The organism is Mesorhizobium sp. WSM4833 (genome assembly GCF_055811095.1).
Window position 1 is genome coordinate 52,661 of the sequence record NZ_JBVVQG010000016.1, and the last position, 24,820, is coordinate 77,480.

At 59.5% G+C, this 24,820-nt stretch carries 24 protein-coding genes and 1 tRNA gene; 13 read left to right on the forward strand and 12 right to left on the reverse strand.

Annotated elements, in window-relative coordinates; translation table 11 throughout:
• Position 1 precedes the first annotated feature (1 nt).
• The 9 genes from yacG to AC0L2D_RS26315 form a co-directional block, all read right to left on the reverse strand.
• Positions 2-199: a DNA gyrase inhibitor YacG gene (gene yacG, locus AC0L2D_RS26275; protein ID WP_013530195.1), complete on the reverse strand. Its 198-nt coding sequence runs from the start codon at positions 197-199 to the stop codon at positions 2-4.
• Positions 196-825 carry a Maf-like protein gene (locus AC0L2D_RS26280; RefSeq protein WP_013530196.1) on the reverse strand — a complete coding sequence of 210 codons (630 nt, stop codon included), beginning with the start codon at positions 823-825 and terminating at the stop codon, positions 196-198. The genes yacG and AC0L2D_RS26280 overlap by 4 nt, the downstream gene beginning before the upstream one ends.
• Positions 826-846: 21 nt before the next feature.
• On the reverse strand, positions 847-1,065 hold the full coding sequence (infA, locus tag AC0L2D_RS26285) for a translation initiation factor IF-1 (RefSeq protein WP_006200926.1): 219 nt from the start codon (positions 1,063-1,065) through the stop codon (positions 847-849).
• An 87-nt stretch (positions 1,066-1,152) separates the two neighbouring features.
• A complete protein-coding gene (locus AC0L2D_RS26290) occupies positions 1,153-1,623 on the reverse strand; it encodes an arsenate-mycothiol transferase ArsC (RefSeq protein WP_013530197.1) in 471 nt (156 codons plus the stop codon).
• Positions 1,611-2,096: a UPF0262 family protein gene (locus tag AC0L2D_RS26295; protein ID WP_013530198.1), complete on the reverse strand. Its 486-nt coding sequence runs from the start codon at positions 2,094-2,096 to the stop codon at positions 1,611-1,613. The genes AC0L2D_RS26290 and AC0L2D_RS26295 overlap by 13 nt, the downstream gene beginning before the upstream one ends.
• A 6-nt stretch (positions 2,097-2,102) precedes the next feature.
• Positions 2,103-3,395: a histidinol dehydrogenase gene (hisD, locus tag AC0L2D_RS26300; protein WP_473543089.1), complete on the reverse strand. Its 1,293-nt coding sequence runs from the start codon at positions 3,393-3,395 to the stop codon at positions 2,103-2,105.
• A 7-nt stretch (positions 3,396-3,402) separates the two neighbouring features.
• Positions 3,403-3,837 carry a DUF2948 family protein gene (locus AC0L2D_RS26305; protein WP_013530200.1) on the reverse strand — a complete coding sequence of 145 codons (435 nt, stop codon included), beginning with the start codon at positions 3,835-3,837 and terminating at the stop codon, positions 3,403-3,405.
• 205 nt (positions 3,838-4,042) lie between these two features.
• Complete coding sequence (gene murA / locus AC0L2D_RS26310; protein ID WP_013530201.1) at positions 4,043-5,335, reverse strand: UDP-N-acetylglucosamine 1-carboxyvinyltransferase; 1,293 nt, start codon at positions 5,333-5,335, stop codon at positions 4,043-4,045.
• 130 nt (positions 5,336-5,465) lie between these two features.
• Positions 5,466-5,660, reverse strand: a complete 195-nt coding sequence (locus AC0L2D_RS26315) for a hypothetical protein (protein ID WP_013530202.1) — start codon at positions 5,658-5,660, stop codon at positions 5,466-5,468.
• 161 nt (positions 5,661-5,821) lie between these two features.
• Here AC0L2D_RS26315 and AC0L2D_RS26320 point away from each other — a divergent pair.
• From AC0L2D_RS26320 to AC0L2D_RS26330, 3 genes are all read left to right on the forward strand, one after another.
• A tRNA-Thr gene (locus AC0L2D_RS26320) sits at positions 5,822-5,896 on the forward strand.
• A 37-nt stretch (positions 5,897-5,933) separates the two neighbouring features.
• On the forward strand, positions 5,934-7,565 hold the full coding sequence (locus tag AC0L2D_RS26325; protein ID WP_473543092.1) for a site-specific integrase: 1,632 nt from the start codon (positions 5,934-5,936) through the stop codon (positions 7,563-7,565).
• Positions 7,562-8,368, forward strand: coding sequence for an NYN domain-containing protein (locus AC0L2D_RS26330; RefSeq protein ID WP_473543094.1), 807 nt, complete (start codon positions 7,562-7,564; stop codon positions 8,366-8,368). Before AC0L2D_RS26325 ends, AC0L2D_RS26330 begins: the two co-directional genes overlap by 4 nt.
• A gap of 221 nt (positions 8,369-8,589) precedes the next feature.
• On the opposite strand, the gene AC0L2D_RS26335 is transcribed toward AC0L2D_RS26330, so the two are convergent.
• Together AC0L2D_RS26335 and AC0L2D_RS26340 are read right to left on the reverse strand one after the other, a co-directional pair.
• Positions 8,590-9,558, reverse strand: coding sequence for a hypothetical protein (locus AC0L2D_RS26335; protein ID WP_473543096.1), 969 nt, complete (start codon positions 9,556-9,558; stop codon positions 8,590-8,592).
• A 392-nt stretch (positions 9,559-9,950) separates the two neighbouring features.
• A complete protein-coding gene (locus tag AC0L2D_RS26340) occupies positions 9,951-10,346 on the reverse strand; it encodes a hypothetical protein (RefSeq protein ID WP_473543098.1) in 396 nt (131 codons plus the stop codon).
• 986 nt (positions 10,347-11,332) lie between these two features.
• Here AC0L2D_RS26340 and AC0L2D_RS26345 point away from each other — a divergent pair.
• From AC0L2D_RS26345 to AC0L2D_RS26360, 4 genes are all read left to right on the forward strand, one after another.
• Positions 11,333-11,536, forward strand: a complete 204-nt coding sequence (locus AC0L2D_RS26345) for a hypothetical protein (RefSeq protein ID WP_473543099.1) — start codon at positions 11,333-11,335, stop codon at positions 11,534-11,536.
• 449 nt (positions 11,537-11,985) lie between these two features.
• On the forward strand, positions 11,986-12,858 hold the full coding sequence (locus AC0L2D_RS26350; protein WP_473543101.1) for a DUF4238 domain-containing protein: 873 nt from the start codon (positions 11,986-11,988) through the stop codon (positions 12,856-12,858).
• Between the two features lie 78 nt (positions 12,859-12,936).
• Positions 12,937-13,230 carry a hypothetical protein gene (locus AC0L2D_RS26355; protein ID WP_473543103.1) on the forward strand — a complete coding sequence of 98 codons (294 nt, stop codon included), beginning with the start codon at positions 12,937-12,939 and terminating at the stop codon, positions 13,228-13,230.
• Between the two features lie 226 nt (positions 13,231-13,456).
• Entirely contained in the window at positions 13,457-13,936 is a 480-nt protein-coding gene (locus tag AC0L2D_RS26360; RefSeq protein WP_473543105.1) for a DUF488 domain-containing protein, read from the forward strand.
• Here the strand turns inward: AC0L2D_RS26360 and AC0L2D_RS26365 are convergent.
• Positions 13,878-14,720: a hypothetical protein gene (locus tag AC0L2D_RS26365; protein ID WP_473543107.1), complete on the reverse strand. Its 843-nt coding sequence runs from the start codon at positions 14,718-14,720 to the stop codon at positions 13,878-13,880. The two genes, AC0L2D_RS26360 and AC0L2D_RS26365, sit on opposite strands and share 59 nt — an antisense overlap.
• A 360-nt stretch (positions 14,721-15,080) precedes the next feature.
• Here AC0L2D_RS26365 and drmD point away from each other — a divergent pair, with 360 nt between their 5' ends.
• The 6 genes from drmD (at position 15,081) to AC0L2D_RS26395 (ending at position 24,819) form a co-directional block, all read left to right on the forward strand.
• Positions 15,081-18,272, forward strand: coding sequence for a DISARM system SNF2-like helicase DrmD (gene drmD, locus AC0L2D_RS26370; RefSeq protein WP_473543109.1), 3,192 nt, complete (start codon positions 15,081-15,083; stop codon positions 18,270-18,272).
• 8 nt (positions 18,273-18,280) lie between these two features.
• Positions 18,281-22,219 carry an Eco57I restriction-modification methylase domain-containing protein gene (locus AC0L2D_RS26375; protein WP_473543111.1) on the forward strand — a complete coding sequence of 1,313 codons (3,939 nt, stop codon included), beginning with the start codon at positions 18,281-18,283 and terminating at the stop codon, positions 22,217-22,219.
• Positions 22,216-22,608, forward strand: coding sequence for a GIY-YIG nuclease family protein (locus tag AC0L2D_RS26380; protein ID WP_473543113.1), 393 nt, complete (start codon positions 22,216-22,218; stop codon positions 22,606-22,608). The genes AC0L2D_RS26375 and AC0L2D_RS26380 overlap by 4 nt, the downstream gene beginning before the upstream one ends.
• A gap of 42 nt (positions 22,609-22,650) precedes the next feature.
• The gene (locus AC0L2D_RS26385) at positions 22,651-23,133 is read left to right on the forward strand and encodes a hypothetical protein (protein WP_473543115.1); all 483 of its coding nucleotides are present in this window, start codon (positions 22,651-22,653) and stop codon (positions 23,131-23,133) included.
• 62 nt (positions 23,134-23,195) lie between these two features.
• Positions 23,196-24,302 carry a helix-turn-helix domain-containing protein gene (locus AC0L2D_RS26390; protein ID WP_473543117.1) on the forward strand — a complete coding sequence of 369 codons (1,107 nt, stop codon included), beginning with the start codon at positions 23,196-23,198 and terminating at the stop codon, positions 24,300-24,302.
• Between the two features lie 7 nt (positions 24,303-24,309).
• Positions 24,310-24,819 carry a hypothetical protein gene (locus AC0L2D_RS26395; protein WP_473543119.1) on the forward strand — a complete coding sequence of 170 codons (510 nt, stop codon included), beginning with the start codon at positions 24,310-24,312 and terminating at the stop codon, positions 24,817-24,819.
• The last annotated feature ends 1 nt before the right edge of the window (position 24,820 follow it).

The following is a 24,820-nucleotide window of genomic DNA, read 5'->3' on the forward strand; positions in this document are numbered from 1 at the left end:
CTCATTTCGGAGCGTCGGGATCCGTCTCTTCCTCGTCATCGCGGGCCTTGATGACATAGGCGCCCTTCAGCCAGCGGTTGAGGTCGATGTCCTTGCAGCGCGTCGAGCAGAACGGAAAGCTGTCGCGCGCCGAGGGCTTGCCGCATTCGGGACAGGGGCGCTTTGGGCGCAAGGGCGTGACTTTGGGATCGGAATTCACAGCCGGGTTCCCGCCAGCCAGCCGCCATGCACCTTGAAGCCTTCGCCGCTCAGCAGCGCGATGGTCTCATAGAGCGGCAGCCCGACGATGTTGGTGTAGGAGCCGACCAGCTTGACGACGAAGGCGCCGGCGAGGCCCTGGACGGCGTAGCCGCCCGCCTTGCCGCGCCATTCGCCCGAGGCGATATAGGCGTCGATCTCTTCGCGCGGCAGCCGCTTGAAACGCACCCGCGTCTCGACCAGGCGCTGGCGCAGCTTGCCACCCGGGGTGATAAGGCAGATGCCGGAATAGACCCGATGCGAACGGCCCGACAACAGCCCGAGACAGTTGGCAGCGTCGTCGAGGGTTTCTGCCTTGGGCAGGATGCGCCGCCCGACGGCAACCACCGTGTCGGCGGCCAGCACGAAACCCGGCGCATAGTCGGCTTCGGTCTTCAGTGAGGCGAACGCCTTCTCGGCCTTTTCCTTCGACAGGCGCTTGGCCAGCGAGCGTGGATGCTCGGCACGCAGCGGCGTTTCGTCGATATCGGCCGGCAGCACGCGGTCCGGCTCGATCCCGGCCTGCTGCAAGAGCTCGATTCGGCGCGGCGAACCCGAGGCAAGCACCAGCTTCTGCAAAATGCTCATCGCGGACCAGTCGGGCTTTGCTTACTTGAAACGATAGGTGATGCGGCCCTTGGTCAGGTCGTATGGCGTCATCTCGACCAGAACCTTGTCGCCGGTCAGCACGCGGATGCGGTTCTTGCGCATGCGGCCGGCCGTATGGGCGATGATTTCGTGTTCGTTTTCGAGCTTTACCCGGAACATCGCGTTCGGCAACAATTCCGTCACGACACCCGGAAACTCGAGGACTTCTTCCTTCGGCATTCGATACCTTTGCTTGGATGGTAGTTCCAGCACCCTGGCCGGAATTTCGGCGGAACCTATATGATAATCGTCCGCTTGTGAACACGCTTAATCCGTCGCGTTTTTTGCCTCTGGAAGCAAGAAACGTCGGCCTATGCGCACCTTCAGCCGCTCGCGGACGTCCCGGTACGCTGCCATGATCTGTTCGCGCGTGCCACCGGCGTCGGTCGGGTCCGGCGTCGGCCAATATTCGACCTCGACGGCGAGCGAGCGGGTGAGTTCGAGTGCGGCGTGGTGCGCTTCGGGTGCCAGCGTGACGATGAGGTCGAAATAGTCGTCCTCGAGATCGTCCATCGTCCTTGGGTGGCGCTCGCCCAGCGTGAGATCTTCTTCGGCCAGCACCGCATCGACGAACGGATCGCGCTCGCCGGCGCGAACGCCGGCCGAAGCGACAAAGACGGTGGCGGGCAGCATCCGTCGCGCCAGTTGCTCCGCCATTGGCGAGCGCACGGCATTCATGCCGCACAGGAACAGGATCGAACGGGGCAGGGCGCCGGGCGACAGGGCTAGCCCCGCCAGTGCAGCACGCAGACCAGCGTGAACAGCCGGCGCGCCGTATCGAAGTCGATGTCGATCTTGCCGGACAGCCGGTCCATCAGCGTCTGCGAACCTTCATTGTGCAGGCCGCGGCGGCCCATGTCGATCGCCTCGATATGGCTCGGCGTCGAGGAGCGGATGGCGTCGTAGTAGCTTTCGCAGATCATGTAGTAATCCTTGACGATGCGCCGGAGCGGCGTCAGCGACAGGATATGGGTGACGACGGCGGTGCCATCCTCGCGCGCCACGGCAAACACCAGGCGCTGCTCGGCCAGCGACAGTTTCAGCCGGTAAGGGCCGTCGCCGCTGTCATTGACGGGCTGGAAACTGTTCTCCTCGATCAGGTCGAAGATCGCCACTGCACGTTCATGCTCGACATCCGGCGTTGACCGGCCGATCGATTCATCGAGTTCGACATCGATCAGCCTGGCGCGGGTTTGATCGGGGCCAGACATCGCCGCCTACATGTTCAACCGTATGGCGACGGAGCGTCCATGCGCGTCAAGACCCTCCGCCTTGGCCAGCGCAATCGCCGCCGGCGCCAAGATACGCAACTGCTCCGGTCCAAGCTTGAGGATCGACGTGCGCTTGACGAAATCGAGCACGGACAGGCCGGACGAGAAACGCGCCGAGCGCGCCGTCGGCAGCACATGGTTGGAGCCGCCGACATAGTCGCCGATGGCTTCCGGCGTGTGGTGGCCGAGAAAGACCGCACCGGCATTGCGCATCCGCGACAGGAAGCCCTCGGCGTCGTCGATGGCCAGTTCGACATGTTCGGCGGCGATGCGATCGACCAGCGGCAGCGCGGCGTCGATGGTCGACACCTGGATCACGGCACCAAAATCGCGCCAGCTCGCCGCTGCCGTTTCAGCGCGTGGCAGGCTCTGCAACTGGCGCTCGACCGCCTGTTCGACCGCGATGCCGAAAGCCGGATCGTCGGTGACCAGGATCGACTGTGCCGAAGCGTCGTGTTCGGCCTGGGCCAGCAGGTCGGCAGCGATCCAGTTCGGATCGTTGCTGCCGTCGGCCACGACAAGCACTTCCGACGGCCCGGCGATCATGTCGATGCCGACGGTGCCGAAAACCTGGCGCTTGGCTGCCGCGACATAGGCATTGCCCGGGCCGACGATCTTGGCGACCGGCCGGATTGTCTCGGTGCCATAGGCGAGGGCGGCGATCGCCTGCGCGCCGCCGACGCGGTAGATTTCGGACACGCCTGATATGTCCGCTGCCACCAGCACCAGCGGATTGATGATGCCGCCCGGCGCCGGCACGACCATGACGATGCGCTCGACGCCGGCCACTCTGGCCGGCACGGCGTTCATCAGCACCGAGCTCGGATAGCTCGCCGTACCGCCCGGCACATAGAGCCCGACGGCCTCGATCGCCGTCCAACGCCAGCCGAGCTCGACGCCGGCGGCATCCGTATAGCGATCGTCCTTCGGCCGCTGCCGTTCATGATGCGAGCGGATGCGGTCGCGCGCGAACTCCAGCGCCTCGATCGTCTTTGGGTCGGCCGTTTCGTAGGCGGTTGCGATGTCTTCCTTAGACACGGCAATGCCGAGGCCGGTCAAATCGGCGCGATCGAATTTCCGCGTATAGTCGATCAGTGCCGCGTCGCCCTCGGCGCGCACGCGCGCGATGATGTCGCGCACCGCGGCATCGACATCGGCGGAGACCTCCCGCTTGGTCGTGAGGAAGGCGGCGAAACGTTGCTCGAAATCGGCATCGGACTGACGAAGCGTGATGGCCATCGGACGCTCAGGCCTTGTGGATGGGGCGCGAGGTGGCTTCCCACGCCCCGCCGATGTCGGCAAGACGGGCCTCGATGCACTCGACGTCGAGCATGATCGCACCGCCGCCCGAGAAGATCAGCTCGACGATGCCGGCCGGCTTGCTGATCTCAATGAAGCTGATCGCCAGCAGCGACAGGACTTCGGCAGGCTTGTCGCGGTCAATACCGCTGGTCTTGGCCCCGAGCACGCGGTCGAAATGCAGCACGGCCTGCCGTCGCTCATTATGCTGGCGAAACAGGCCGGATTTTGCCTCCCAGACGAAACGGTTCATGGTCAGCAGGAAACGCTTGGCCGCGGGGAGGAATTCGAGGTCGCTGACTTTCAGCACGGCATCCTGGACATGAGCCGAAACGATGCTCAGATCCTGGTCGTCGAGCGCGATAAGCTTAAGGGCGGTCATACGGATTTCGCACCTGAAGGTTGATTGTTCAGCCTTCTGTTAGGCGGTCTTGGCGATCGGTGCAACCGCACCAACAGCTGCAGCTCTGCGCTGCTCCTCATCGCCCTGCCGGGCACTTCTCCCCGGATAGTGACGGGGAGAAGGACGCTGCCGCGAAGGATTTCGCCAATCTCCTGCGCTGCTAGAGAGGAGCCGAGGTCGCGGGCTACGCCGAAATCCGTTCGATCACCGCGCCGCAGTTGGACAGCTTTTCTTCCAGCCGCTCGAAGCCGCGATCGAGGTGGTAGACGCGGTTGACCGTGGTCTCGCCTTCCGCCGCCAGGCCGGCGATGACCAGCGAGACAGAGGCGCGAAGATCGGTCGCCATGACCGGCGCGCCCTTCAGTTTCGGCACGCCGTCGACGATCGCCGTCTGGCCCGAAAGCGTGATGTGAGCGCCGAGCCGCGCCAGTTCCTGCACATGCATGAAGCGGTTCTCGAAGATCGTCTCGGTGATGCGCGACTTACCCTTGGCCATGGTCATCAGGCCCATGAACTGCGCCTGCAAATCGGTCGGGAAGGCCGGGAAGGGTGCTGTCGTCACGTCGACCGGCGAAATGCCGGCGCCGTTGCGCCTCACCCGGATGCCGGAATTGGTCGGCGTGATCTCCGCACCCGTCTGGGCGATCACGTCCAGTGCGGTCTGCAGCAGGTCCGCACGCGCGCCTTCGAGCACGACGTCGCCGCCGGTCATGGCGACGGCCATCGCATAGGTGCCGGTCTCGATGCGGTCGGGAATGACGCGCACGCGCGCACCGGAGAGCGATTCGACGCCGTCGATGGCAATGGTTGGCGTGCCGGCGCCGGAAATCTTCGCGCCCATGGCGTTGAGGCACTCGGCCAGATTGACGATCTCGGGCTCGCAGGCGGCATTTTCCAGCACCGTCTCGCCCTTGGCGAGTGCCGCGGCCATCATCAGCACATGGGTGGCGCCGACCGAGACCTTCGGGAAGATATAGCGGTTGCCGACAAGGCGGCCATTCCGGGTCTTGGCGATGACATAGCCGGTGTCGACGTCGATATCAGCGCCCAGCGCCTGGAGGCCCTCGAGGAACAGATCGACCGGCCGCGTGCCGATGGCGCAACCGCCCGGCAGCGACACTTTTGCTTCGCCCATGCGCGCCAGCAGCGGGCCGATCACCCAGAACGAGGCGCGCATCTTCGACACCAGCTCGTAGGGCGCTGTGGTGTCGACGATGTTGCGGGCGGAGAAGTTGATGGTGCGCGAATAGCCCTCATTCTGCTTCTCGCGGCGGCCATTGACCGAATAATCGACGCCGTGGTTGCCCAGGATGCGGATCAGCTGCTCGACATCGGCCAGATGCGGCACGTTTTCCAGCGTCAGCGTGTCGTCGGTCAAAAGCGAGGCGATCATCAAAGGCAGCGCCGCGTTTTTCGCGCCCGAGATCGGAATGCTTCCGGAGAGCTTGTTGCCTCCGACAATTCTGATGCGATCCATGGAAGAACGTCCCTCTCGGCCAAAAAAGGGCCGGTTCAATCGTTTGAGTAGCGGCCCGTCTAGACCATTGGCCAATCTGGTTCAAGAAATAGGATTTCGCCCACCCCAGGCCAAGAGTGACCTATTTGAGTTAATCTTTTTGTATTTTCTTCGATGCAGCGAGCCCGTCCGGGCGCAGGTCGGCCTCGCCGGTCCGCCGCGAGCGCGACTGCGCCTTGCGCTTCTGCAGATTGGCGCGCAATTGCTCGGCGAGCCGATCCTTGCGGATTGTTGCGCTGCTTTTCGGTGGACCATCCTTTTTCACTGGAATTGTCTTGTCGTCCATCGCCCCATCCCCGCCGGCGACCCACCAGCTTGCTGTTCAGGGATAGCCAACATTGTGGCACTGCCATGTCATTAAAAGCCATCCGGCAAAGCCTTTCACAGAAGCGTTGCACTTGGCCTTGCGCTTGCCGGTTCGATATGGCAGAAGCCCCGCCATCAGCGGCTGCGGTAGCTCAGTGGTAGAGCACTCCCTTGGTAAGGGAGAGGTCGAGAGTTCAATCCTCTCTCGCAGCACCAGCCTATCCCGTTGAAATTGTTGAACCCCTTGACTTGAATGGCTTTGCGGCCATTATTCTGTTACAAAACTCGTAACAAAATGGTTCGACACGCTTTGGCTGGACGCGATCGATATCTCCTCTTCCGCGAAGGTCGCTACTACGCTCGGCTTGTAATTCCGAGCGGGCTCCGTCCGTTCATCGGTGCCAAGACGGAGTTACGCACCCCTCTTGGGGCGGATCGTCGAATTGCTTTGTCTAGGCTTCCAGGGGCTGTTGCCGAGCTTCAGCATCGTATCGCTGTTGCGGAACGTGCGGCTGCGGAAACCACAGGAAGGCGTCCAGAGGTATTTAGATACCCGCTGACGGTTTCGCAAATTGCAACCCGGGATTATCTATCGCAAGTCGAGTTCGACACCGAGCTCCGCTCGGAGAATCGGAACTACGCGCTCATTGAAGTTGACCGTGAGGAGGCTCAGAAATTTCGCGACGGTTTTGCTGGCCGGCTTTCGGATGACGAACTATCGGAACTGGTCGGGTGGCGCGTAGAAAAGTTTCGTGCGCGAGGACATCATGATGCGGCCATAGGCACTTCGGAATGGCGGAGCATCGCCCAAGGCCTGTGCGCATCGACCTATGAGGCTCTGTTGCGACAGGATGAGCGCAACGAAGGCGACTTCTCCGGTAAGCCGACCCACCCGCTACTGCTCGATACAGAACCGGTAGTAGAAGAACTGCCGCCCATATCACTGAAGGGGCTGCTCACGGACTACGTCGCCGCACGAAACCAAGTCGGAAAGGGCAAGGAGGCCGCCCGGCGCTGGACGCCTGTTTTTGCGGACCTCGCCACGTTCATTCGACACAATGACGCTAGGCGCCTCACAAAGCAAAACCTACTCGATTGGCGCGACGCACGGCTCAAGACGTTAAGCGCTAAGACAGTCGGGGATGTTTACCTGGCGTCTGTGCGCACTGTCTTGGCATGGGCGGTTGCAAACGATCGCCTGGAAGCGAACGTAGCCGAGAAGGTCAGGCAAGAAGTGCCGAAAAAGTCGCTTGATCGCGAACAGGGCTTTACGCTGCCAGAAGCGGTCGCGATCCTGCGGAAAGCCCGGGACTACGTTCCTGCCCGGACTGACAATCCCCGCACCACGGAAGCGCCTCAAACGACAGCCGCAAAGCGATGGTCACCCATCTTGTGCGCCTTCACCGGTGCGCGGATTGCCGAGATTACTCAGCTTCGAAAACAAGACTTCCGCTGGGAAGGCGATACGCCGGTCATGCGCATCACCCCTGCTGCCGGAACGGTGAAGGCCGGCGGCTACAGGGATGTGCCTTTACACGCTCAGTTGATTGAGATGGGTTTCATGAGCTTTGTCGAGGCGGCTCCGGAAGGGCCGCTGTTCCACTCCGGCGGGAAGGAGGGAATTAAGGCGGCCCGAACCGTTGCAGGCAGAGTAAGTCAATGGCTTCAATCCCTCAATGTTATCCCCGCTGGCGTGAGCCCGAACCACGGGTGGCGACATCGGTTCAAAACCATTGGGCGGGAACAAGGAGTTTCTGATCGTATCCTTGATGCTATCCAAGGTCACGCAGGAAAGACAGCAGGCGACAAATACGGAGACGTAACCATTGCAGCCAGAAAAGCTGCGATCGAGAAATTTCCCAGCTATCCATTAGATCGACCATGATTCAGCCCGACACAGGATCCGAACTCGCCCTAAACGGCCTCGTGGCGATCCCTGATCGTCCGTCTAGGCGTCTTGTCCTCCTGGTCGATGCGGACAATGCTCCAGCAAGGATGGTCGGCCGAGTTGTCGCGGAGATAAGCAAATACGGCCAGTTAGTGGTGAGGCGAGCCTACGGCGATTTTACAGGATCTCGGGGCGAGGCATGGGCGGACACGTTTGTTCGCCACGCAGTCGTGCCGCGCCATCTAGGCTTTTCCGGTATGGGCAAGAATGGTGCCGACATCGCCTTGGTCATTGATGCCATGGATCTGCTGCATAGCGGTGCCTACGATGGGTTTGGTATCGTTTCGAGCGACAGCGATTTCGCCAGCCTTGCAATACGCATTCGAGAACAGAATCTCGATTGCTACATTTTTGGCAGCGGAAAAGCCCCCGAACGGCTAAAGCAAGCATGCAGTCGCTTTTTCTACCTTGAGAACCTCAGGTTCGGCCCGCTCAATGACGGTGAAAATTCAAACTTGAAGCCAATGCGGGCCGTCGGCGATGCCCAGTCCATCATTAAATCCGCCATCGCCAGTCTGATCAAACAGCCTGGTGATTGGGTTCCGATTGATTTGCTGGAAGCCGAGCTTGAACGCAGGACAACTGATTTCGATACCCGAACATACGGCCATACTCGGCTGAAGGATCTGCTTGTTGCGCTCAAGCGTCCATTCGTTGTGGACACGTCCAGAGGCGCAGCGTCGCGGGTGAGATTGCGTGTGCCGAAGTCAGTTCAAAGGGCCGCCAGTCCGAAGGACTGAATGGGCGATCCGGACTTGTGCTGGGCAGGCTGCGGTGGTCCAACGACCAGTCGCGATGGCAACTTTTTCCCACCAAGAGGCCTCGAATGCTCAGTCAACATTTACTTACTTTCAGCGGATTCCGGCGAGGATGGGAAAAGCGATCTAATAACTTGCCTATTGGGTGAGGGCTGAGAGTAATATCTCGACCATCATGCCCAGGAACCACACACGAACCTCCTCTAGTTAAGCTGCGTAAGTGTCCGTTCCGTCAGTTTCCGAAAAGCGACCTCAATACGCTTGTTCAATTCGGCGAACGCCACAAACGTGCGCGTCTTCCCTGTCCCCGTCCTTCTGCGTTCCAGACGCAGGCCACGCGTCGCCATGTCTTTGAGGATCGCCGGACGGTTCCTTGCTCGCAAGATTTCCCATTGCCTGTCCATAGCTTCTAGGCCGACAACACCAGCATTCACGAATTTTCTGATTCGCTCCCGTTCCCACCCACCGAGCAGGGCCTTTCGCCGACATCCGGTTACTGCGTCTGGATCGACAAACGTTGGAACCACGAACCGAAAGTGATCCGATGCAAACGAACAAAAATTGAATTTGCCGAGGTCGTCTATCCTTCGAATACCAATTCCGCCGAGCTGATTCGAATTCAACGTGACTTCGACACGAACGCGCTTCTCATGCTCAGGAAGTTCCAGTCTCGAACCGTTTTCAGGGTTCTGTCGATCGAGGATCTTGTCCATTAAGCGCCAAGAAGGAGGTGCGTTCCTTTCGCCGAAATAGACTGTCGCGTCGGCGAAAGGCCGATAATCGTCACCGTTAGCTAAAAGTAGATGGGGGATCGGAGGACCGTTCCTACGTCTCGGATGGATGCCGGCGCTAATTGGTCCCTGTTCGTTGCCCCATGTGAATCTAGGCATGTCCGCGCCGCGTTCGAACAACTGTCGGTTCGGCAACAGATGGCGCCAAAGCACACCTACGAGCTGCCGTCGAAGAACCACGTTCCCAGGGGTCTTGGGAGTGAAATCAACGCTCACTTCTAGGCCGACGATCATGGCGTCTGCGGCGAGACCGGAGCGCCGTTTCACAACGTCGACGGCTCGACGAACCAATCTGAAATTTGGTTCCTGGAATCTTATTGTGAACGAATGGTTGGGTTGGCGAGTTACATGGCAAGAAGTATCGATCGCGTCCTTGATCAAGCGATTTATCCAGAGAGCTTGAGTTGGCTCGAGCGTTTCGATGCTAATGTCGACCCAATCGACTACAGCCCGGCAAGTGAACAGTCGAAGGTCGAGAACAGGATAGAGGGGCCGGCGACCGTCGAACCGCGACTGGCAAGTCGAGACCTCTAACGCTCGATATTGAAGCGATGTGTGATGGTCGTCATTGGCGGCTATCATAGAAATTTCGTGCTCTTCCACGTGGCTCCTCGGCTCCGCGATCCCTTCTGAGATCGGATATAGCGAACTGGAAATTGGAAAGCAGAGAAAGTGCCGCTCCTCTGCTGTTCGGTCGCATCTGGAGAGCGGTCCGACCCCCACCAGGCTGCTGGCCTGGTGGAACGGAAGGCCCAGAATTTTGCATGCGGAACCTACTCAAACATGGCTTTCAAGCGTCCGGCACGTGTTTCATCGAGAGGGGGATCTCTCTCCTCTGACGCCTCCTTCACAGCGAGGAGCCAAGCCCGCTCGTTTTCCGTCGTGTCTCTGAAAAAGAGCGCGCGTAGACGATGACATATCTCTTGGTTGAAGTGCCGTTCGAGAGTGAGTTCGAAGAGCTCAATAGCGTTGCATCCTAACGCCTCTGCGAAGGCAGGAACGCGGTCGAGCGGCACTTTGGCCTGGTCTGTTACGAAAGCTTGGATGATGTTGGCGCTAGAGTATCCTGCTGCCAGCGCGATCTCGAGGTGCGTCCGGCCAGTGGCGCTGGCGCACTTCTCGATGAAGAGGGCGAGATCGCTCCTCGATCCAGGTTCAATCCCAAACATTTGCGCATCCTTTCTCAGTAGAAGCATCATTGCTTCTGACTGAGCTATAGCGATTCAAGAATGGGGTTCGATTGCGGGAGATAGGGATGTCGCATCCGGCCGCGTTGGTGTGCTTATGGTCATGAAAGATGCTGGATGTCGCAACACCGGCTGGGCTATCGGGAAAGCCCTTAGCCAGGATTCTGCGTAGTTGACTGCAGACGCTGATACGAACTCTGTGTTGGGATCGGCCGCATCACAACAGGGCTATGGTGGAAGCACTGTCACTTCATGCTGGGAGCAGGGATCGATGGAGACGGGGATGCCTGCCGCTCGTGCAGATCGGCCAGGAACCAATCACATTTCATCCCCAGCGGCCTCCCTCCTGGGGAACCATCGAAGTCCTAGGGTTTTTTCTGTCCCCAGATGGGGATGCCTCGTGTCGCCGCAGATACTTTTTTCTCCGGGTCCACCGCTCTCAATGGGATGACCTGATGAGGTAGGAGGTTGCCGCCGGTGTCCAACCCGGACCCCTGAAGCGGGGCCTACCTGCCCCTGGCGGACGCCACTGGTTTCCGTCGACGTAAACCGGCTCTGTATACTCTCATACCAGGTTTAAGACGGGAATTACCCCATGTTTCCACGGAGTTACCCTCATCCGGTCAAAAATGGCGTTTTTCGAGCTAGGTAAACACAGCTCATCTTACAGGAATGGTGCCGAACAGCCCGGTCTGCCGCGAGATCAACGGTCGGATCGTTGTTAATAGAGCGGCCAGATCAGAAAGTGGTCCCGATCCTGATACCAAATTCTAACCTACGAACATACTGCAGCGGGTTCTGCTGCTGCCGTCTGCCAAAGCCCGGCAGGCCAAGGATAAATACCTATCCGCGGTGCATTCGCGAGCCTAGCAAAAAGGCGGTGGGGCGACGTCCTTAGCGTTTTTTTGGGCAGCCTCATATTGATGTGGAAGGAAACTCTGGCCCTATACGGCGGGCCGGGGTTATGGTTGAACTATGACAAGCGCGGCCCGGCCGTTGAGCAAGTATCTCGCGGCGACGGCACCTTGATCTCGCTTGGGCAGCTTGAATTTATCGCCAGCCACCTCGTTGCGCGCTTATGCGAACACTTCGGATTCATCAAGAATTCCGACTGGGGCTTCGCCAAGCCACAGCAGGGCGCCGCACTGGTTTTGCTTCGAACACCGCGCTGAAGGCGAACGCTTTCTGTGAGGAGGAAATGTTAGATGCCCCGTTTGAGCGTTGCTGCTGAACTTGAGAGTGCTGCGAACCGGATCGCCAATGTCTCACGCGCGAATCTTCAGATCAAGCGTAGGCGTGCGGCCCTGGTGCTCCGCAATATCACCTGTGTCACGCTCGGTCTGCGGTCAACGGGTCGATCACAGGCATCGCGGAGGAGATGGGGACTTCGAAGCCGAGCTCATCAAGACCATCGTCGCGGACTGGCTGATCGCCAATGCGTATTTGCCGGTGCCTCATGCCCTGACGAGGAGGGCGCCGGCGCCACCGATGGCGGCGCATAGCCAATGTCAGACAACATTCTGCCTACACAGAAGACGTCCAAGCGCGAAATTTACGATAGAAAGCCGTGAACGTCCCTGCCCGAAAACGAGGACTCAATGAAGACGGAGCAATCGCGAGCATGAACGATCCAAGGCGTCATCACTATGTGCCCCAATTCCACCAAAGGCGGTTTGCAGACAGTGCCGGTCGGCTCTGGGTTTGGGACAAGAAAACGGATCGCGTCTTCGCATCGATGTCGGGATCGATCGCAGTAGAATCTGACTTTTATCGGCTGCATAAATTCGAGAAGCTTGGACACGACGCTTTCACGATGGAAAAGCAGCTGTCGGAAATGGAAGGCCAAATGTCCTTGATCACGGACGAATGGCTCCAGCGGTTACGCGATGTTGAACCGGGTCAACAGATCCCAATTCCAAAAACTAACCGGGAGATCGTGTCACAGTTCATGGCCGTCCAATTCCTGAGGACCGCAGACACCAGAGATATCATTTCTGCAATGTATGATGATGACCATCCCGATGAACCGCTCTCCGATCACGACAGGACAAATATGCACACCGATCTCATGTGGGATCGCGGTGTGTTTGAAAGTATTGCGAATCATATCAGTGAGGCAATTTGGATATTCGCAAGGAACCCCGCAGGAACACCGTTCATGACATCCGATAATCCTGTTGCTTTCAGGACAAAGGATAACGCCAAGTGGCTCAAAATCGGTTTTGTGACCGAGGGCAGTTATGCCGTTTACCCACTCGCTCCGGACATTATCATGTTCTGTCATGAGCGCCGGTTCTGGAAAAAGATCGAAGGGTTGGACGGGTGTTTGTCGCCTATCGTGTTTAACGCGGAGATGGTCGAGAGTGAGAATTCAGGGCAGGTCTTTATGGCAAAGAGATTTGTAATTTCGCCCGTTAACGACTTTCGGTTCGCCCGAGGATTCGCAAAGACGATCGGAACAGATACATACGCGAGATTGCGCAACAGCGATTGATGTTGCGGGTGGACGCTGGGCCCAACCGCCTAGAAGTGCTAACGCTCGCCCGCCAAATCTGATTATGCAAGGAACAAGATGAACGAGGAGCAGCGTTTGGCCTTCATCGCGAATTTGGATGAGGAACTCCTAAAAGGTGGAGCCACGTTATCGGAGTGGTGTTCGTTCATCGTTCGGGAAGCTGATATCGCTTTCGTCGCCGACGCTAACCTCGCAACCGTCATCACGGCCATGGCGGGCATCGAGACATATCTGCGCTCGGAATACGCGGGAGATCGGCGAGCGACCTTGTATGAACTGATCGAGCGATCTTCAATTTCGGAACCGCTTAAGCGCGACATTCATGCTCTTCGGAGCTACCGAAATCGGTGAGTTCATGTGTCCACCACCGAGCAGGACCAGGATATTCTTGAACGGCCGGAAAAATACGAGCATGAGTTGGAGGGCAAGGCGAGAGATGCAATTCGGACCTTGCGACGGACGATCTACGAGAATCAATGGATTTAGGGCACGACGGGTCGATCGCGCCGCCGGACAGAGTTAATCCTTTCTTTCCGGACGACGGCGCAGATTCTATACGGGACACGGGGGATCGATCATGTCGAACCGCATTTTCACCTTCGGCTACGAAGGTTTGTCGCTGGATACCTTCATCGAACGACTCAAGGAGGCCGGTGTTGAGACTGTGCTCGATGTTCGGGCAAATCCCCTGTCGCGCAAACGCGGCTTCTCGAAAGGCAGTCTTTCTATCGCGCTAGGCGACGCTGGTATCGCTTACACTCACGTCCCGGCCCTGGGATGCCCCAAACCTGTCCGCGACCGTTATAAGCAAGACGGTGACTGGACGGCTTACACGCGTGGATTTCTTGCGCACAGCAAGGAGCAGACGGAGGCAATAACAGAGATTGTGAAGCTCGCCAAAGGCTCGACGTCGTGCCTGATTTGTTTTGAAGCCGATTTCAATCGCTGTCATAGAACCTTCGTCGCGCGCGCGGCCGCCGCCATCGGCAGACTCAGCATTACTCACCTAACGGATAAAAAAGAGATCCTTGACGCCAGTTTTCAATCGGCAGCTTAGGCGGGTAAATTAGGCTTACGATAAGCCACTGGTTCGGAAATCTGTGGATCGTGCCCATCAAGAAGCTAAGGTCAGCATTTGGCAAAGCGACCTCAAGTTTGGCTCGAAACGGAACCTCCCAAGCATCCCGATAGCGGTGACGGCAGGTCCAGTAGAGCGCGCCAGCTTCCCAATCGGCTATCTTATGCCGATACTCGCGATTTTCACCGTCGATCGCGCACAAATAGCGATAGTGGAACTCGAAAGGGACTTTCTTGAGGGTCGCGATGCGTTTGGCGTCAGCCTCATCGAACAGTCCGCCTTGCCGCTCATACTGAATTAGCTTGTCCTTCTCTTCTCGTGTCCAATCGGGCCTCTCACAGGCTGTAATATCAAGGCCGATCACTCTCGACGGTCGAAGAAGTCCCAGTGTAATATACTCCGAGGCGCGAGCTGCTTCGAGCATCGCGAAATCGCTGAACGTTGGTATATTGGCAAGTAGTGATCTCCTCGCCCGCCACCCTTGCTTTGTCGGGAGCGGGTTTCCCATGCACTGTATAGTATCAACGAAAATCTTGTGGCTTTCAGGACGATGATCGCCTGGGGCTTTCTCGATCCGGGCCGCGATCCACTGCCATTTCTTGAACTGCTTGTCGTCGCTCACAAGTCGAAACGGAACTGGAAATAGCCGAATAAGCCCCCCTTCTCGTTCTATGCCGGCGACGCAGCATGTTTCGACGTGCTTGCCGCTCGGCGAAGGATAGGTCTTGCAAAGAATGAGTATGCGCGTCTGTCGGGAAGCCATCGCTTGCTTGCATCCAATTGCGCCAATTCAATAGTCCATAAAAGATCCCACGAATACACACTGCTTGCTGGCTGTAAAGCATGCAGATGATTGGCTGGGACAGTCGGCGCAAACCAGATTTCAGGCAACATGTGGCGGCGGCGTCGCCCGCTAGTAAACCTATCCCTAAGGAACTCAGCCTCAAGTCTCGAGGGCTGCTCAACCGCTGGCTGGAGTATAAGGACGTGCCGGTCTTGATACGGGAGCAAGCAACATAGCGTAGCGACGGGCGGACGAGGCCAATAGACGACGGAGGGGGGCCAGTCGCCACGGCGATTCCCTGCGGCCTGGGTTTACTCATGGTATGACGGGCCATCGGAGTTGACCTGGCTCGACAAAACGCTTCATCATGATTCGGGGGATTCTTCTTTGGCAGACAGATTGATACTTCGGCCGGGTGATTTTGTTCGAGCCCGATCGACGACATGGATCGTTGAATCGCTTGCCGAGGGCGGGCCTGTGCCGACGCTAGATCTGGTGTCGGTGGAGGACGACTCACAAGGCGATGGACTGCGCGTCGCGGTCAAGGCCGAGCTCGATCTGGAGGCGGTCGATACATCGGATTGGTCGAACCTACTAAAGAATACATTCGAGAGCCCCCGTCGCCTCGGCGCCCATCTGAGAGCTACGGAGTGGCGCACGGCGACTTCCGCCGACCGCAGGCTGTTTCAAGCCCCATTCCGGTCTGGCATCCGGCTCGAACAATATCAGTTGCTTCCCTTGGCGAAGGCGCTCGAACTTCCTCGCGTCAATCTGTTGATCGCCGACGATGTTGGCCTCGGCAAGACGATCGAGGCAGGATTGATCGTGCGCGAGCTGATGTTGCGCCGACGGCTGAGCTTCGTTGTGGTCGCAGCGCCAGCATCGATGCAATCACAATGGCAGGACGAGCTGTCACAAAAGTTTGGCCTCGACTTCACCATCGTCGACCGTGAATACCTGCTCGAGAGCCGCCGGCGCCGTGGGTTTTCGGCCAATCCATGGAGCATCGGATCTCGGTTCATCGTCTCGCACAGTGTGCTGGCGGATGAGACCTACATGAGCGGCTTGCGCGATGTCCTCGGCTCATATCGGGCGCGTTCGATGTTCATCCTGGACGAGGCGCACCATGCCGCTCCGGCCGGCGGGATCGCGTGGGCGACCGAGTCGCAGTTGACGCGCGCCGTGAGAGAGATTGCGGCGCCGTTCGAGCACCGGCTGTTCCTGTCGGCGACGCCGCATAACGGCCATTCCAACTCCTTCTCGACGCTGCTGGATATCCTGGACCCGCAGCGTTTCACCCGCGGGATCGAGGTGAGTGCCAAAGAGCTCGAGCCCGTCATGGTGCGCCGGCTGAAGGAAGACTTGCGCCGGCTGGGGCACAAGTTTCCTGAGCGCTTGGTCGCCCCGATTGTCATTGATGGGCTGCCGTCCGACGCGCCAGAGTTGAAGCTGGCCGTCATGCTGGATGCCTACCGGTCGGGCAATATGGGCGGGAGCCGGGCGAGATTCCTGTTCGCCAACCTGCAACAGCGACTGTTCTCCTCGATCATCGCCTTCGATCGCACGCTGAGAACGCACTTGCGGACGCTCCAGCGTCGGCAGGAGAAGCTGGCGAGTGCCGATGATGCAGCCGAGGACGTCAACGAAAGCGACGATCTCATCGAACTGATTACGCACGACGCGCGTGGAGAGCTCGGCGATCTCAACGCGGCGATCTCCCATGTCGAAGCCATGTTGAAGATCACTGAGGCGCATCGGCATGCCCCTGATCAGCGGATCGAAAAGCTCCTTGACTGGATCGAAGCGGAGATGCTCGACGAGAAGCACGCGTGGAAGGATCGGAGGCTGATATTGTTCACGGAATGGGACGATACACGCCGTTGGGTCGTTGAACGCCTCGAGGACGGCCTGAGTGAGCGCAGCCGCGGTCGAATTGAACTGGCGGGCCGAATTGTCAGCTTCACGGGCCGGACCACCCTCGATGAGCGCGACGCCATCAAGCAGCGCTTCAACGCGCCCTTCGACAAGGCGCCGATCCGCATTCTCGTCTGCACCGATGCCGCGCGCGAGGGTCTTAACCTTCAAACCCGATGTCGCGATCTAATCCACATCGACCTGCCCTGGAATCCGTCCCGGCTCGAACAGCGGAACGGCCGCATTGACCGCAAGCTGCAACCCGCGGCCGCGGTGAGCTGCCGGTATTTTCTCTACAAGCAGCGTGTCGAAGATCGCGTGCTGGATACTTTGATCCGCAAGACCGAGATCATCCGCAAGCAGTTGGGCACGGCCGGAGAGGTTCTTAGACTCAAGATCGAGACGCGGCTCGCGGAAGGCCCCATCTCGCGGGGTGAGGTGGACCATCTTGTGGATGAGATCGAGAACGTCTCTGACGATGGCGTCGGCGCCGCAAAGCGCGATCTTGACGACGAGTCAGAGCGGCGCATCGGGCGACTGAAGGAAGAACAGGACTGGCTGCAGCGACGCCTCGAAGATGCGCGCCAGCGTGTCGGCGTCGCCGGTGCTGACGTAAAGCGGATCGTGGAGATCGCGCTGGCCGACGACGGCGCCAAGCTCGAGCCCGGACACTTCGCCGTTCCTGAAGCGGTCACGCTCGATCCGGACTCACCAGCCTTCGCGAAGGATGCGACCTGGGCAGCGCTCTTCGACGAGCTGCGGCCGGGGCGTCCACCACGCCAGCGTGATCGCGCCAGGTGGCGGCGGGAGACACCGGTGCGTGGGTTGGTCTTCGATCCACCGGTCCTTGCCGATGGCGAGCCCGAGCCGCAGGATATCATCCAGCTGCATCTCGAACATCGTCTTGTGAAGAGGCTGATTTCGCGCTTCGCGTCGCAGGGTTTCCGGACCTCGATCGGCCGCGTGACGGCAATCGTTGGGGCGGGCGCTCAGCCGCGCGTCGTCCTGATCGGTCGACTGTCGCTGTTCGGGCCGGATGCGCGGCGCTTGCACGAGGAAATCATCCCCGTGACAGCCGCCTGGCGTGATGTGCGTCGGGAAGTCCCGCTCGAACCTTTCGGTGACACAGGCGAGGCAACCACCATCGCTCAGCTCGAAGAGGCATTGCGCACCGGGCGGTCGCCTGGTGACGGTATCGTCCAGCGCCTCAAGCAGTCGGTGGATGCGGACATCGCCGATCTCAGGCCACATCTCGAACGCCGTGCCACCTCTGCCGAAACGGCGGCGATCAAGGACCTAGCCGACAATGGCGAGCGCGAGGCTGTCGGCCTGCGTGACCTTCTGCAGCGTCAGATCATACGTGTGGGGGAAAGCATGCGTGATGCCGAACCACCGGCACAGCTTTCCTTCAATCTGTATCAAAGCGAGGAGCAGAAGCAGCAGGCCGAGCTTGAACTAAGACAGTTCGAGGCCGACCGCCGCTCCTGGGACGGCAAGCTGCTGCGGCTGCAGGCGGATCTCGATACCGAGCCGCAGAAGGTGCGCGACAACTATGCGGTGGCGGCGCGCCAGCTCGAGCCGATCGGGCTGGTCTATCTCTGGCCCACAACGAGCTGAGGCGACAATTGGCACTGGGCGATCTCGACGAAACCAGCCAGTGGCTGAACTATCTGCAACCCGAGGGCCTAGTCCTTGGCGCCAATGTGCTGCGTATCAGTGGACTGACGCCGCTGCGGCAGGGGCCGCTCGACACAGAAGCGGCCGCTGACGCCCTCGGTCTGCCGCTGAAGTCCGAGCGCGAGGATGATCGAGGCTTTGTGCTTCGCGATCCGTGGCGCTTTCTCGGCAAGCTCCTCGGCTGGTCGGCAAGGTATGTCGCCGGGGCTCCGGACGGACCGTCCATGCCGACAGAGTTGTCGCGAATCCTGCCCGAGCACGGCACGTTGCTGGAGCCTCACATGGCGCTGTTGTGGCGCGATGGTGATGGTGAGGCCGACATGCTGGCGCAGGTTCTGGTGCTGGTTCATCCCGATCTCGATTCCGACGCGCGCGGGGAGTTCGGCGCAAATGAGTGGGAGGCCAGCCCGCATCAGCGGCTTGAACGGTTGTTGCGAGAGACCGGCGTCGGCACCGGCATCCTCATCGCCCGCAACACACTGCGGCTGATCCACGCGCCACGCGGCGAGACGGCCGGCTGGATCACTTGGCCGCTGGCGGCTCTGGCGCGAGTTGAAGGCCGGCCGATGCTGGCCGGCCTCAAGCTCTGCCTAGGGCGAAATGCTTTCTGGACCGGCCCAAAGGAAACACGGTTGCGGCATCTGCTGAAGCTGTCGCGCGAGGCGCAGAACGAGGTTTCCGAGAAGCTCTCGAGCCAGGTGCTGGAGGCGCTCTACGAACTGCTGCGCGGCATCCACCGCGCAGATCCAAGCCGCATCGAGGAGCTGGCTACGAGCGATTCGCACCATCTCTACGAAGGTCTGCTGACCTGCCTGATGCGGCTGGTCTTCCTGCTCTATGCCGAGGACCGTGACCTCCTGCCCACACACAAGGAGGATAGGCTCGGCGAGCTCTGGGAACAGGGCTATTCGGTCAAAACACTCTACTCCCGCCTTCTCGACGACGAGGCGCTGAACCCCGACACCATGGACGAGCGGCGTGGCGCCTGGGGTCAGTTGCTCGCCGTGTTCCGCCTCATCCATGAGGGCTATTCGGACTGGGTGGCGCGGCGTGGCGGCAAGCTGTTCGATCCGGATGAGTTCGCCTTCCTTGAAGGCCGAGGTCAGGGCTCAGCGAAGAAAGCAGCCGAAGTGCTGCCGGTGCCGGACGGCACAATCCTGCGCATCCTGCATGGGTTGATGACCGTCGAGGGCCGCAGCCTGGATGGGCAAAAGGTCCGTGAGCGGCTTTCTTACCGCGCCCTCGATGTTGAAAGCATCGGCTCGGTCTACGAGACTGTGATGGGCTTTACTACAATGCGCGCCACCGAGCGCATGCTCGCGCTTAAGGACGAAAAGAAGCTCCCCAACTTCATCGGCCTCGAAACCCTATTGGCGCAGAAACCCGCTGAACGCCAGAAATGGCTCAAGGACCAGTCCATCAAGCTCTCGGCGAAACAGGCCGTCGCAGTCAAGGCCGCGATCGATGTCGACGGGTTGATTGAGGCGCTGGGCAACGCCGTGGACGAGCGGGCTTCACCCGGGGCGACGCCGATCGGCTCGGGTGTGCCCTATCTGCAGCCGACCGATGAGCGCCGCCGTTCTGGCTCGCACTATACGCCGCGCTCCCTCACAGAACCGATCGTGCGCCACGCGCTGGAGCCGGCCTTCGAGCGCATCGGCGCGGATGCCTCACCCGAGGCTGTGCTGTCGCTGAAGGTGCTCGACCCAGCCTGCGGTTCGGGCGCCTTCCTCGTGGAGGCCTGCCGCCAGCTTGGCGCGCGGCTCGAACAGGCATGGGACATGCACAAGGCGGAGAAGCCAACCATCCCGCCCGATGAGGACGAGGTAATCCATGCCCGCCGGCTGGTGGCGCAGCGCTGTCTCTATGGGGTCGACCGAAACCCAATGGCAGTTGATCTTGCGCGCTTGTCGCTATGGCTCGCAACGCTCGCCCGCGAGCATGAATTCACTTTTCTCGATCATGCAATTAAGGCCGGAGATAGCTTAGTCGGTTTGACGCCGCATCAGATCGAGGCAGTTAATTGGGTGACGAACAGGGCTAGCCTCCCTTACATTCGTCTGCTGCTCAAGGACCGGCTACAGCGAGTGTTCGAAGGGCGGGAGGCGATCCGCACCGCGCCGGATGATGTCACCCGCTCCGTGCAGCAGTCCCGCCACGACCGGGTCGAAGATCAGCTTGAGCCCACACGTGAGATTGGCGATGCGGTGATCGGTGCGTTTTTTTCGACTGACAAGGTTAAGGCGCGCGAACAGGAGCGTCAGAAGATCGAAAGCATCCTCGCAGCGCCGATGGGCGTGGACCAGTCGCCCGTCCGTCGTGCAGCCCGCCAATTCCGTGCCGAGCAGGGCTGGCAGCCATTCCACTGGCAACTCGAATTGCCGGAAGTATTTCTGCGCGACAATCCGGGGTTCGACGCGATCGTGGGCAATCCCCCTTTCTTGGGCGGGAAGGCAATTTCGGGAGCCCTTTCTGAGTCATACCTCAGCTGGCTGCACCTATGTTACGAAGGCGCCTCCGGTCAGGTAGACTTGGTGGCCTATTTCTTCCGAAGGGCATTCTCGTTGTTGCGGTTCGGTGGCGTGGCCGGACTAATCGCCACACGGACCTTGGCGAGAGGAGATACTCGAGAAGCGAGCCTTTTGCCCATACTGTTATCGAACGGCCGAATCATTCGCGCGGTTAGAAGACTTCCTTGGCCAGGCGAAGCTGCCGTGCATGTTAGCCTACTGCACATTCAACACGGCGGCCTCAATTCGAAGGCTGTCCTAGATGGCAAGCAAGTCGAACGTATAACGGCATATCTGTTCGGTTCTGGGCCAGATACTCACCCTAAACGTCTCGCAGCGAATGGCAGGGTAGCGTTCTCAGGATTTAAGAATTCTGGTATGGGCTTCGTGTTTGCGGATGATGATCCTAGGTGCTCTACTATTGAAGAAATGCGCGAACAAATCGCCGCAGATCCAACTTGCGCGCCGCTAATACACCCCTTCCTGAGTGGAGAGGACATTTTGGAGACCCCATCGGTAAGCAGCAGCCGATTCATAATCGATTTCGAGGGGCGGCGAGAATCGGAGGCGATGCGGTGGGGTGGGCTATTTAGTATCGTCAAAGAAAAAGTTCGCCCGGAAAGGATGAAGCAGAACAGAGAAAAACGTAAGCGTGACTGGTGGCTCTATGGTGAGAATAGCCCAGGTCTTCGTAAGTCCATGGCAGTCATGTCTAGGCTCATAGTTCATCCTTATACGACAAAATACTCTGCCTTTGTAGAGATAGACAGCAGGACGTATGTTGCATCGCCGCATTATGTATTTGCATTATCTGGGAGAGCTTCATATTCAATTCTGCAATCGCGGTGCCATGAGGTTTGGGCTCGATTCTTTGGTGCGGCGAGAGAGGATCGACTAGTTTATACCGCCAGCGATTGCTTTGAGACTTTCCCGTTACCGTCCGGTTATAAAAGCGACGCAATCCTAGACGCCATCGGCCAAACCTACCACGATTACCGCGCCCAACTGATGGTCGCCGCCGATAGTGGAATGACCAAGACCTACAACCGCTTCCACAAGGACAGCGAGACCGACCCGGTCATCCATCGCTTGCGCGAACTCCACGACGAAATGGACCGCGCTGTGCTCCGCTCCTATGGCTGGGACGATCTCGCCGATACGCTCAGGCCCGAGTTCCTCACCGAAGAAACCGAGGATGACCACACCTACCAAGGCCGCTATTTCTGGCCTGCCGCCCAGCGCGACCTCGTCCTCTCCCGTCTCCTCGCCCTCAACGCTGAACGCTACGCTGAAGAAGTCCGCCAGGGACTGCACGAGAAGGGGAGAAAGGTTGCACGAGACGAGGGGAACGAGCAAGAATTGGAGGTCGACGAATGACCTCTGGTCGGTTGGTCCTGAGGTCGGGTTGGTATCGCCGTGATATCGACTCCGCCTTCGACATCGATCTGCCGGGAATCTATGAATGGCGGATCGAGGGCGTCGGCATCTATGTAGGCAAGGCTCTCCGCCTGAAACGCCGCCTAGCCCACTACCCGAACAACGTCCGCCGTATGCTGCAAGACCTACCCTGGCACGGCAATCCCAACCGCGACTACCGTGGTATCCATCACGCTCTCCGCCAAGCCTATGAGCAGCAGATCGTCACCAGCGTAGCAGTGCTCGAAACATGTAGCCGTGAGGCGCGGAGCGGGAGGGAGCAATACTGGATAAGGCAGCGCCGCGCCGAACAAGCAGCTGGCGGCCCAAAGGTCTTGAACGCCGAGTAGGGTCGAACGGGATCGGGATGGTTGAGGAGGATGTCGTTGAGAATGTCACCGTATCTACTTGCCGGTCGTCTGGCTGACGTGATTGCTGCCATGCAATTCATGTCGATGAACGAGCGGTCCAGCTTACGTTGCGAAGACTGGGCAGAAGGCATTTCGGGCGACAAAACAAAGGGTCAACACTGGCAAGCGGTGTTCGAGCAGCATCCTGAGTTTTTTCGTAGATCACCCAACTACGAAGGCCACTATGCACTGCTCTGGCGTCGGGCGCTGCCACGACGCTTCTTTCGAAAGGAGAGCAGAATGTTGAGCCAAGCGGAGTTCGATGCACTGCCGCAGGCCGATAAGATGCTCGTCTCGCGTCCGCGGGTGCCCGATCAAGAGATCAGAACGCTGATTGATATTGCGATAGAGCTCCACGCCAAGGCGCGCGAGCAGCACACAGATTGGCGCTGGTGGGTGCCGATCGTAGCCAGCTTTTTCGGTTCACTCGTTGCGGTTCTCTTGGGGCTCGCGTTCGGCAAGTAGGAGCTTGCAAGAAAATCTTGCAAATTGAATTTTGCAAGATTATATAGGCGCTGGGGGCTCACATGAACACAACCATCGGCGCGCGCATAAAAGCCCTTCGGGAAGATCGAAAGCTATCACAGGACGATCTGTCGCGAGCGTTCGGTTTTAGGGACCGGCAGACGCTTTCCGCCATCGAGACTGGGGAGCGTCGGGTGGCTGCTGACGAGCTGCTGCGCGCGGCCGAGATCTTTGGAGTCAGGTTCGACTATTTCACCGACCCGTTCCTGCTCGCTGGCGAGGGGCGCTTCTCCTGGCGTCAGACTGGCGTAGATAGTGACAGGCTCCGAGGTTACGAAGAGGCGGCCGGCCGGTTCATTGCGGCGTTCCGCACGCTCGGACGTCAGGTGGGCCATCAGCCGCCGCTGATCCGACCCACGCTGAGCCTGACCAAGCAATCGAGCTACGATGACGCGATTGCGGCCGGCGAGCGCTTTGCAGCTGAGTTCGGCCTGGGAGACGTGCCGGCGCGCCAGCTGGCCGAAATTATGTCGGCGCGGCTCGGAATGCTGGTGTTGATGGTCGACCCGATCGAGGGGGTGTCTGGCGCAGCCTGCCAGCTGCCCGAGCTGGACGTCGTGCTCATTAATCGCAACGAGGTCCCCGGTCGTCGGCATTTCGACCTCGCTCATGAACTCTTCCATATTCTCACCTGGGAGAAGATGCCGCCCGAGCACATCGAGGAGGCAAGGCCGATAAAGCGAAACCGCGTCGAGCAATTGGCAGACAACTTTGCCTCTGCGCTGCTGATGCCGTCGGCGGTGCTAGATCGGTTCGGCAACTGGGGTCAGCTGACCGAGAAGGCATTGACCGACCGTCTCAATGAAGTGGCCGACGAGTTGCTGGTGACCTCTCAGGCCTTGCGATGGAGGCTGTTCGGCATGGGCCGCCTGAGCCGCGCTCAGAATGAAACCATTTCCGACGACAGCGTCAGGAACAATGGCAAGAGCAGGCCAGGAAAGCAGGTGCCGCCGCCACTCTTCTCGAAACCGTTCGTGCAGATAGTTGCAACAGCACTGGATGAGGGCAAGACATCGATGCGCCGGATTGCCTCGATCCTCGATATCGCGATCGACGATTTCGCGCAGCTCTTCGCCGCCCACGGCGTGGAAGCACCATACGAGTTGTGATGTCGATATGGCGCGCCACTTCGGTCCAGTCCTCGTCGACACCAACGTCATCATCGAGTGCTGGCGGGTCAGCGCGTGGAAGGCGTTGGCTGGCGGCTACGCGTTGGAAACGGTAGGCGTGTGCTTTGTCGAGACGCAGACTGGTTTTCAGCGGCGCAGGCCGGAGGAGCAGATTGACAGCAAGGTGCTGACGGCCACGCTCAAAGCGGTCCACGCAGTCGAGGACGCCGAATTCGCCAAAGCGCTGACACGCGACCCGGGGATCGGGTTTCTGGATGCAGGAGAGCAGGCGCTCTGGGCTCATGCGGTCAGCCGAACGGATGCCTGGGTTCTATGCGGCCCAGACAAGGCGAGCCTCCGCATCGGCATCCGCCTGGGCTTGAAGGATCGCCTAGTGTCGCTCGAGCGGCTGCTGCGTGACGTCGGCTTCCAGCCGAGGATCGAACTCAAGATGGCCTATACTCAGAAGTGGCTGGAAAAGGCGCTAACAGAACTGGCGCAGCGGGAGGGGAAGTAAG

What these genes read in the sequence shown, in the direction of transcription:
- AC0L2D_RS26280 (WP_013530196.1), bottom strand. Translation starts at nt 825, where the DNA reads ATGAGCATTTTGCAGAAGCTGGTGCTTGCCTCGGGTTCGCCGCGCCGA.
- infA (WP_006200926.1), bottom strand. Translation starts at nt 1,065, where the DNA reads ATGCCGAAGGAAGAAGTCCTCGAGTTTCCGGGTGTCGTGACGGAATTG.
- AC0L2D_RS26295 (WP_013530198.1), bottom strand. Translation starts at nt 2,096, where the DNA reads ATGTCTGGCCCCGATCAAACCCGCGCCAGGCTGATCGATGTCGAACTC.
- hisD (WP_473543089.1), bottom strand. Translation starts at nt 3,395, where the DNA reads ATGGCCATCACGCTTCGTCAGTCCGATGCCGATTTCGAGCAACGTTTC.
- AC0L2D_RS26305 (WP_013530200.1), bottom strand. Translation starts at nt 3,837, where the DNA reads ATGACCGCCCTTAAGCTTATCGCGCTCGACGACCAGGATCTGAGCATC.
- murA (WP_013530201.1), bottom strand. Translation starts at nt 5,335, where the DNA reads ATGGATCGCATCAGAATTGTCGGAGGCAACAAGCTCTCCGGAAGCATT.
- AC0L2D_RS26315 (WP_013530202.1), bottom strand. Translation starts at nt 5,660, where the DNA reads ATGGACGACAAGACAATTCCAGTGAAAAAGGATGGTCCACCGAAAAGC.
- AC0L2D_RS26325 (WP_473543092.1), top strand. Translation starts at nt 5,934, where the DNA reads ATGGCTTTGCGGCCATTATTCTGTTACAAAACTCGTAACAAAATGGTT.
- AC0L2D_RS26330 (WP_473543094.1), top strand. Translation starts at nt 7,562, where the DNA reads ATGATTCAGCCCGACACAGGATCCGAACTCGCCCTAAACGGCCTCGTG.
- AC0L2D_RS26340 (WP_473543098.1), bottom strand. Translation starts at nt 10,346, where the DNA reads ATGTTTGGGATTGAACCTGGATCGAGGAGCGATCTCGCCCTCTTCATC.
- AC0L2D_RS26350 (WP_473543101.1), top strand. Translation starts at nt 11,986, where the DNA reads ATGAACGATCCAAGGCGTCATCACTATGTGCCCCAATTCCACCAAAGG.
- AC0L2D_RS26355 (WP_473543103.1), top strand. Translation starts at nt 12,937, where the DNA reads ATGAACGAGGAGCAGCGTTTGGCCTTCATCGCGAATTTGGATGAGGAA.
- AC0L2D_RS26360 (WP_473543105.1), top strand. Translation starts at nt 13,457, where the DNA reads ATGTCGAACCGCATTTTCACCTTCGGCTACGAAGGTTTGTCGCTGGAT.
- AC0L2D_RS26365 (WP_473543107.1), bottom strand. Translation starts at nt 14,720, where the DNA reads ATGGCTTCCCGACAGACGCGCATACTCATTCTTTGCAAGACCTATCCT.
- AC0L2D_RS26380 (WP_473543113.1), top strand. Translation starts at nt 22,216, where the DNA reads ATGACCTCTGGTCGGTTGGTCCTGAGGTCGGGTTGGTATCGCCGTGAT.
- AC0L2D_RS26385 (WP_473543115.1), top strand. Translation starts at nt 22,651, where the DNA reads ATGTCACCGTATCTACTTGCCGGTCGTCTGGCTGACGTGATTGCTGCC.
- AC0L2D_RS26390 (WP_473543117.1), top strand. Translation starts at nt 23,196, where the DNA reads ATGAACACAACCATCGGCGCGCGCATAAAAGCCCTTCGGGAAGATCGA.
- AC0L2D_RS26395 (WP_473543119.1), top strand. Translation starts at nt 24,310, where the DNA reads ATGGCGCGCCACTTCGGTCCAGTCCTCGTCGACACCAACGTCATCATC.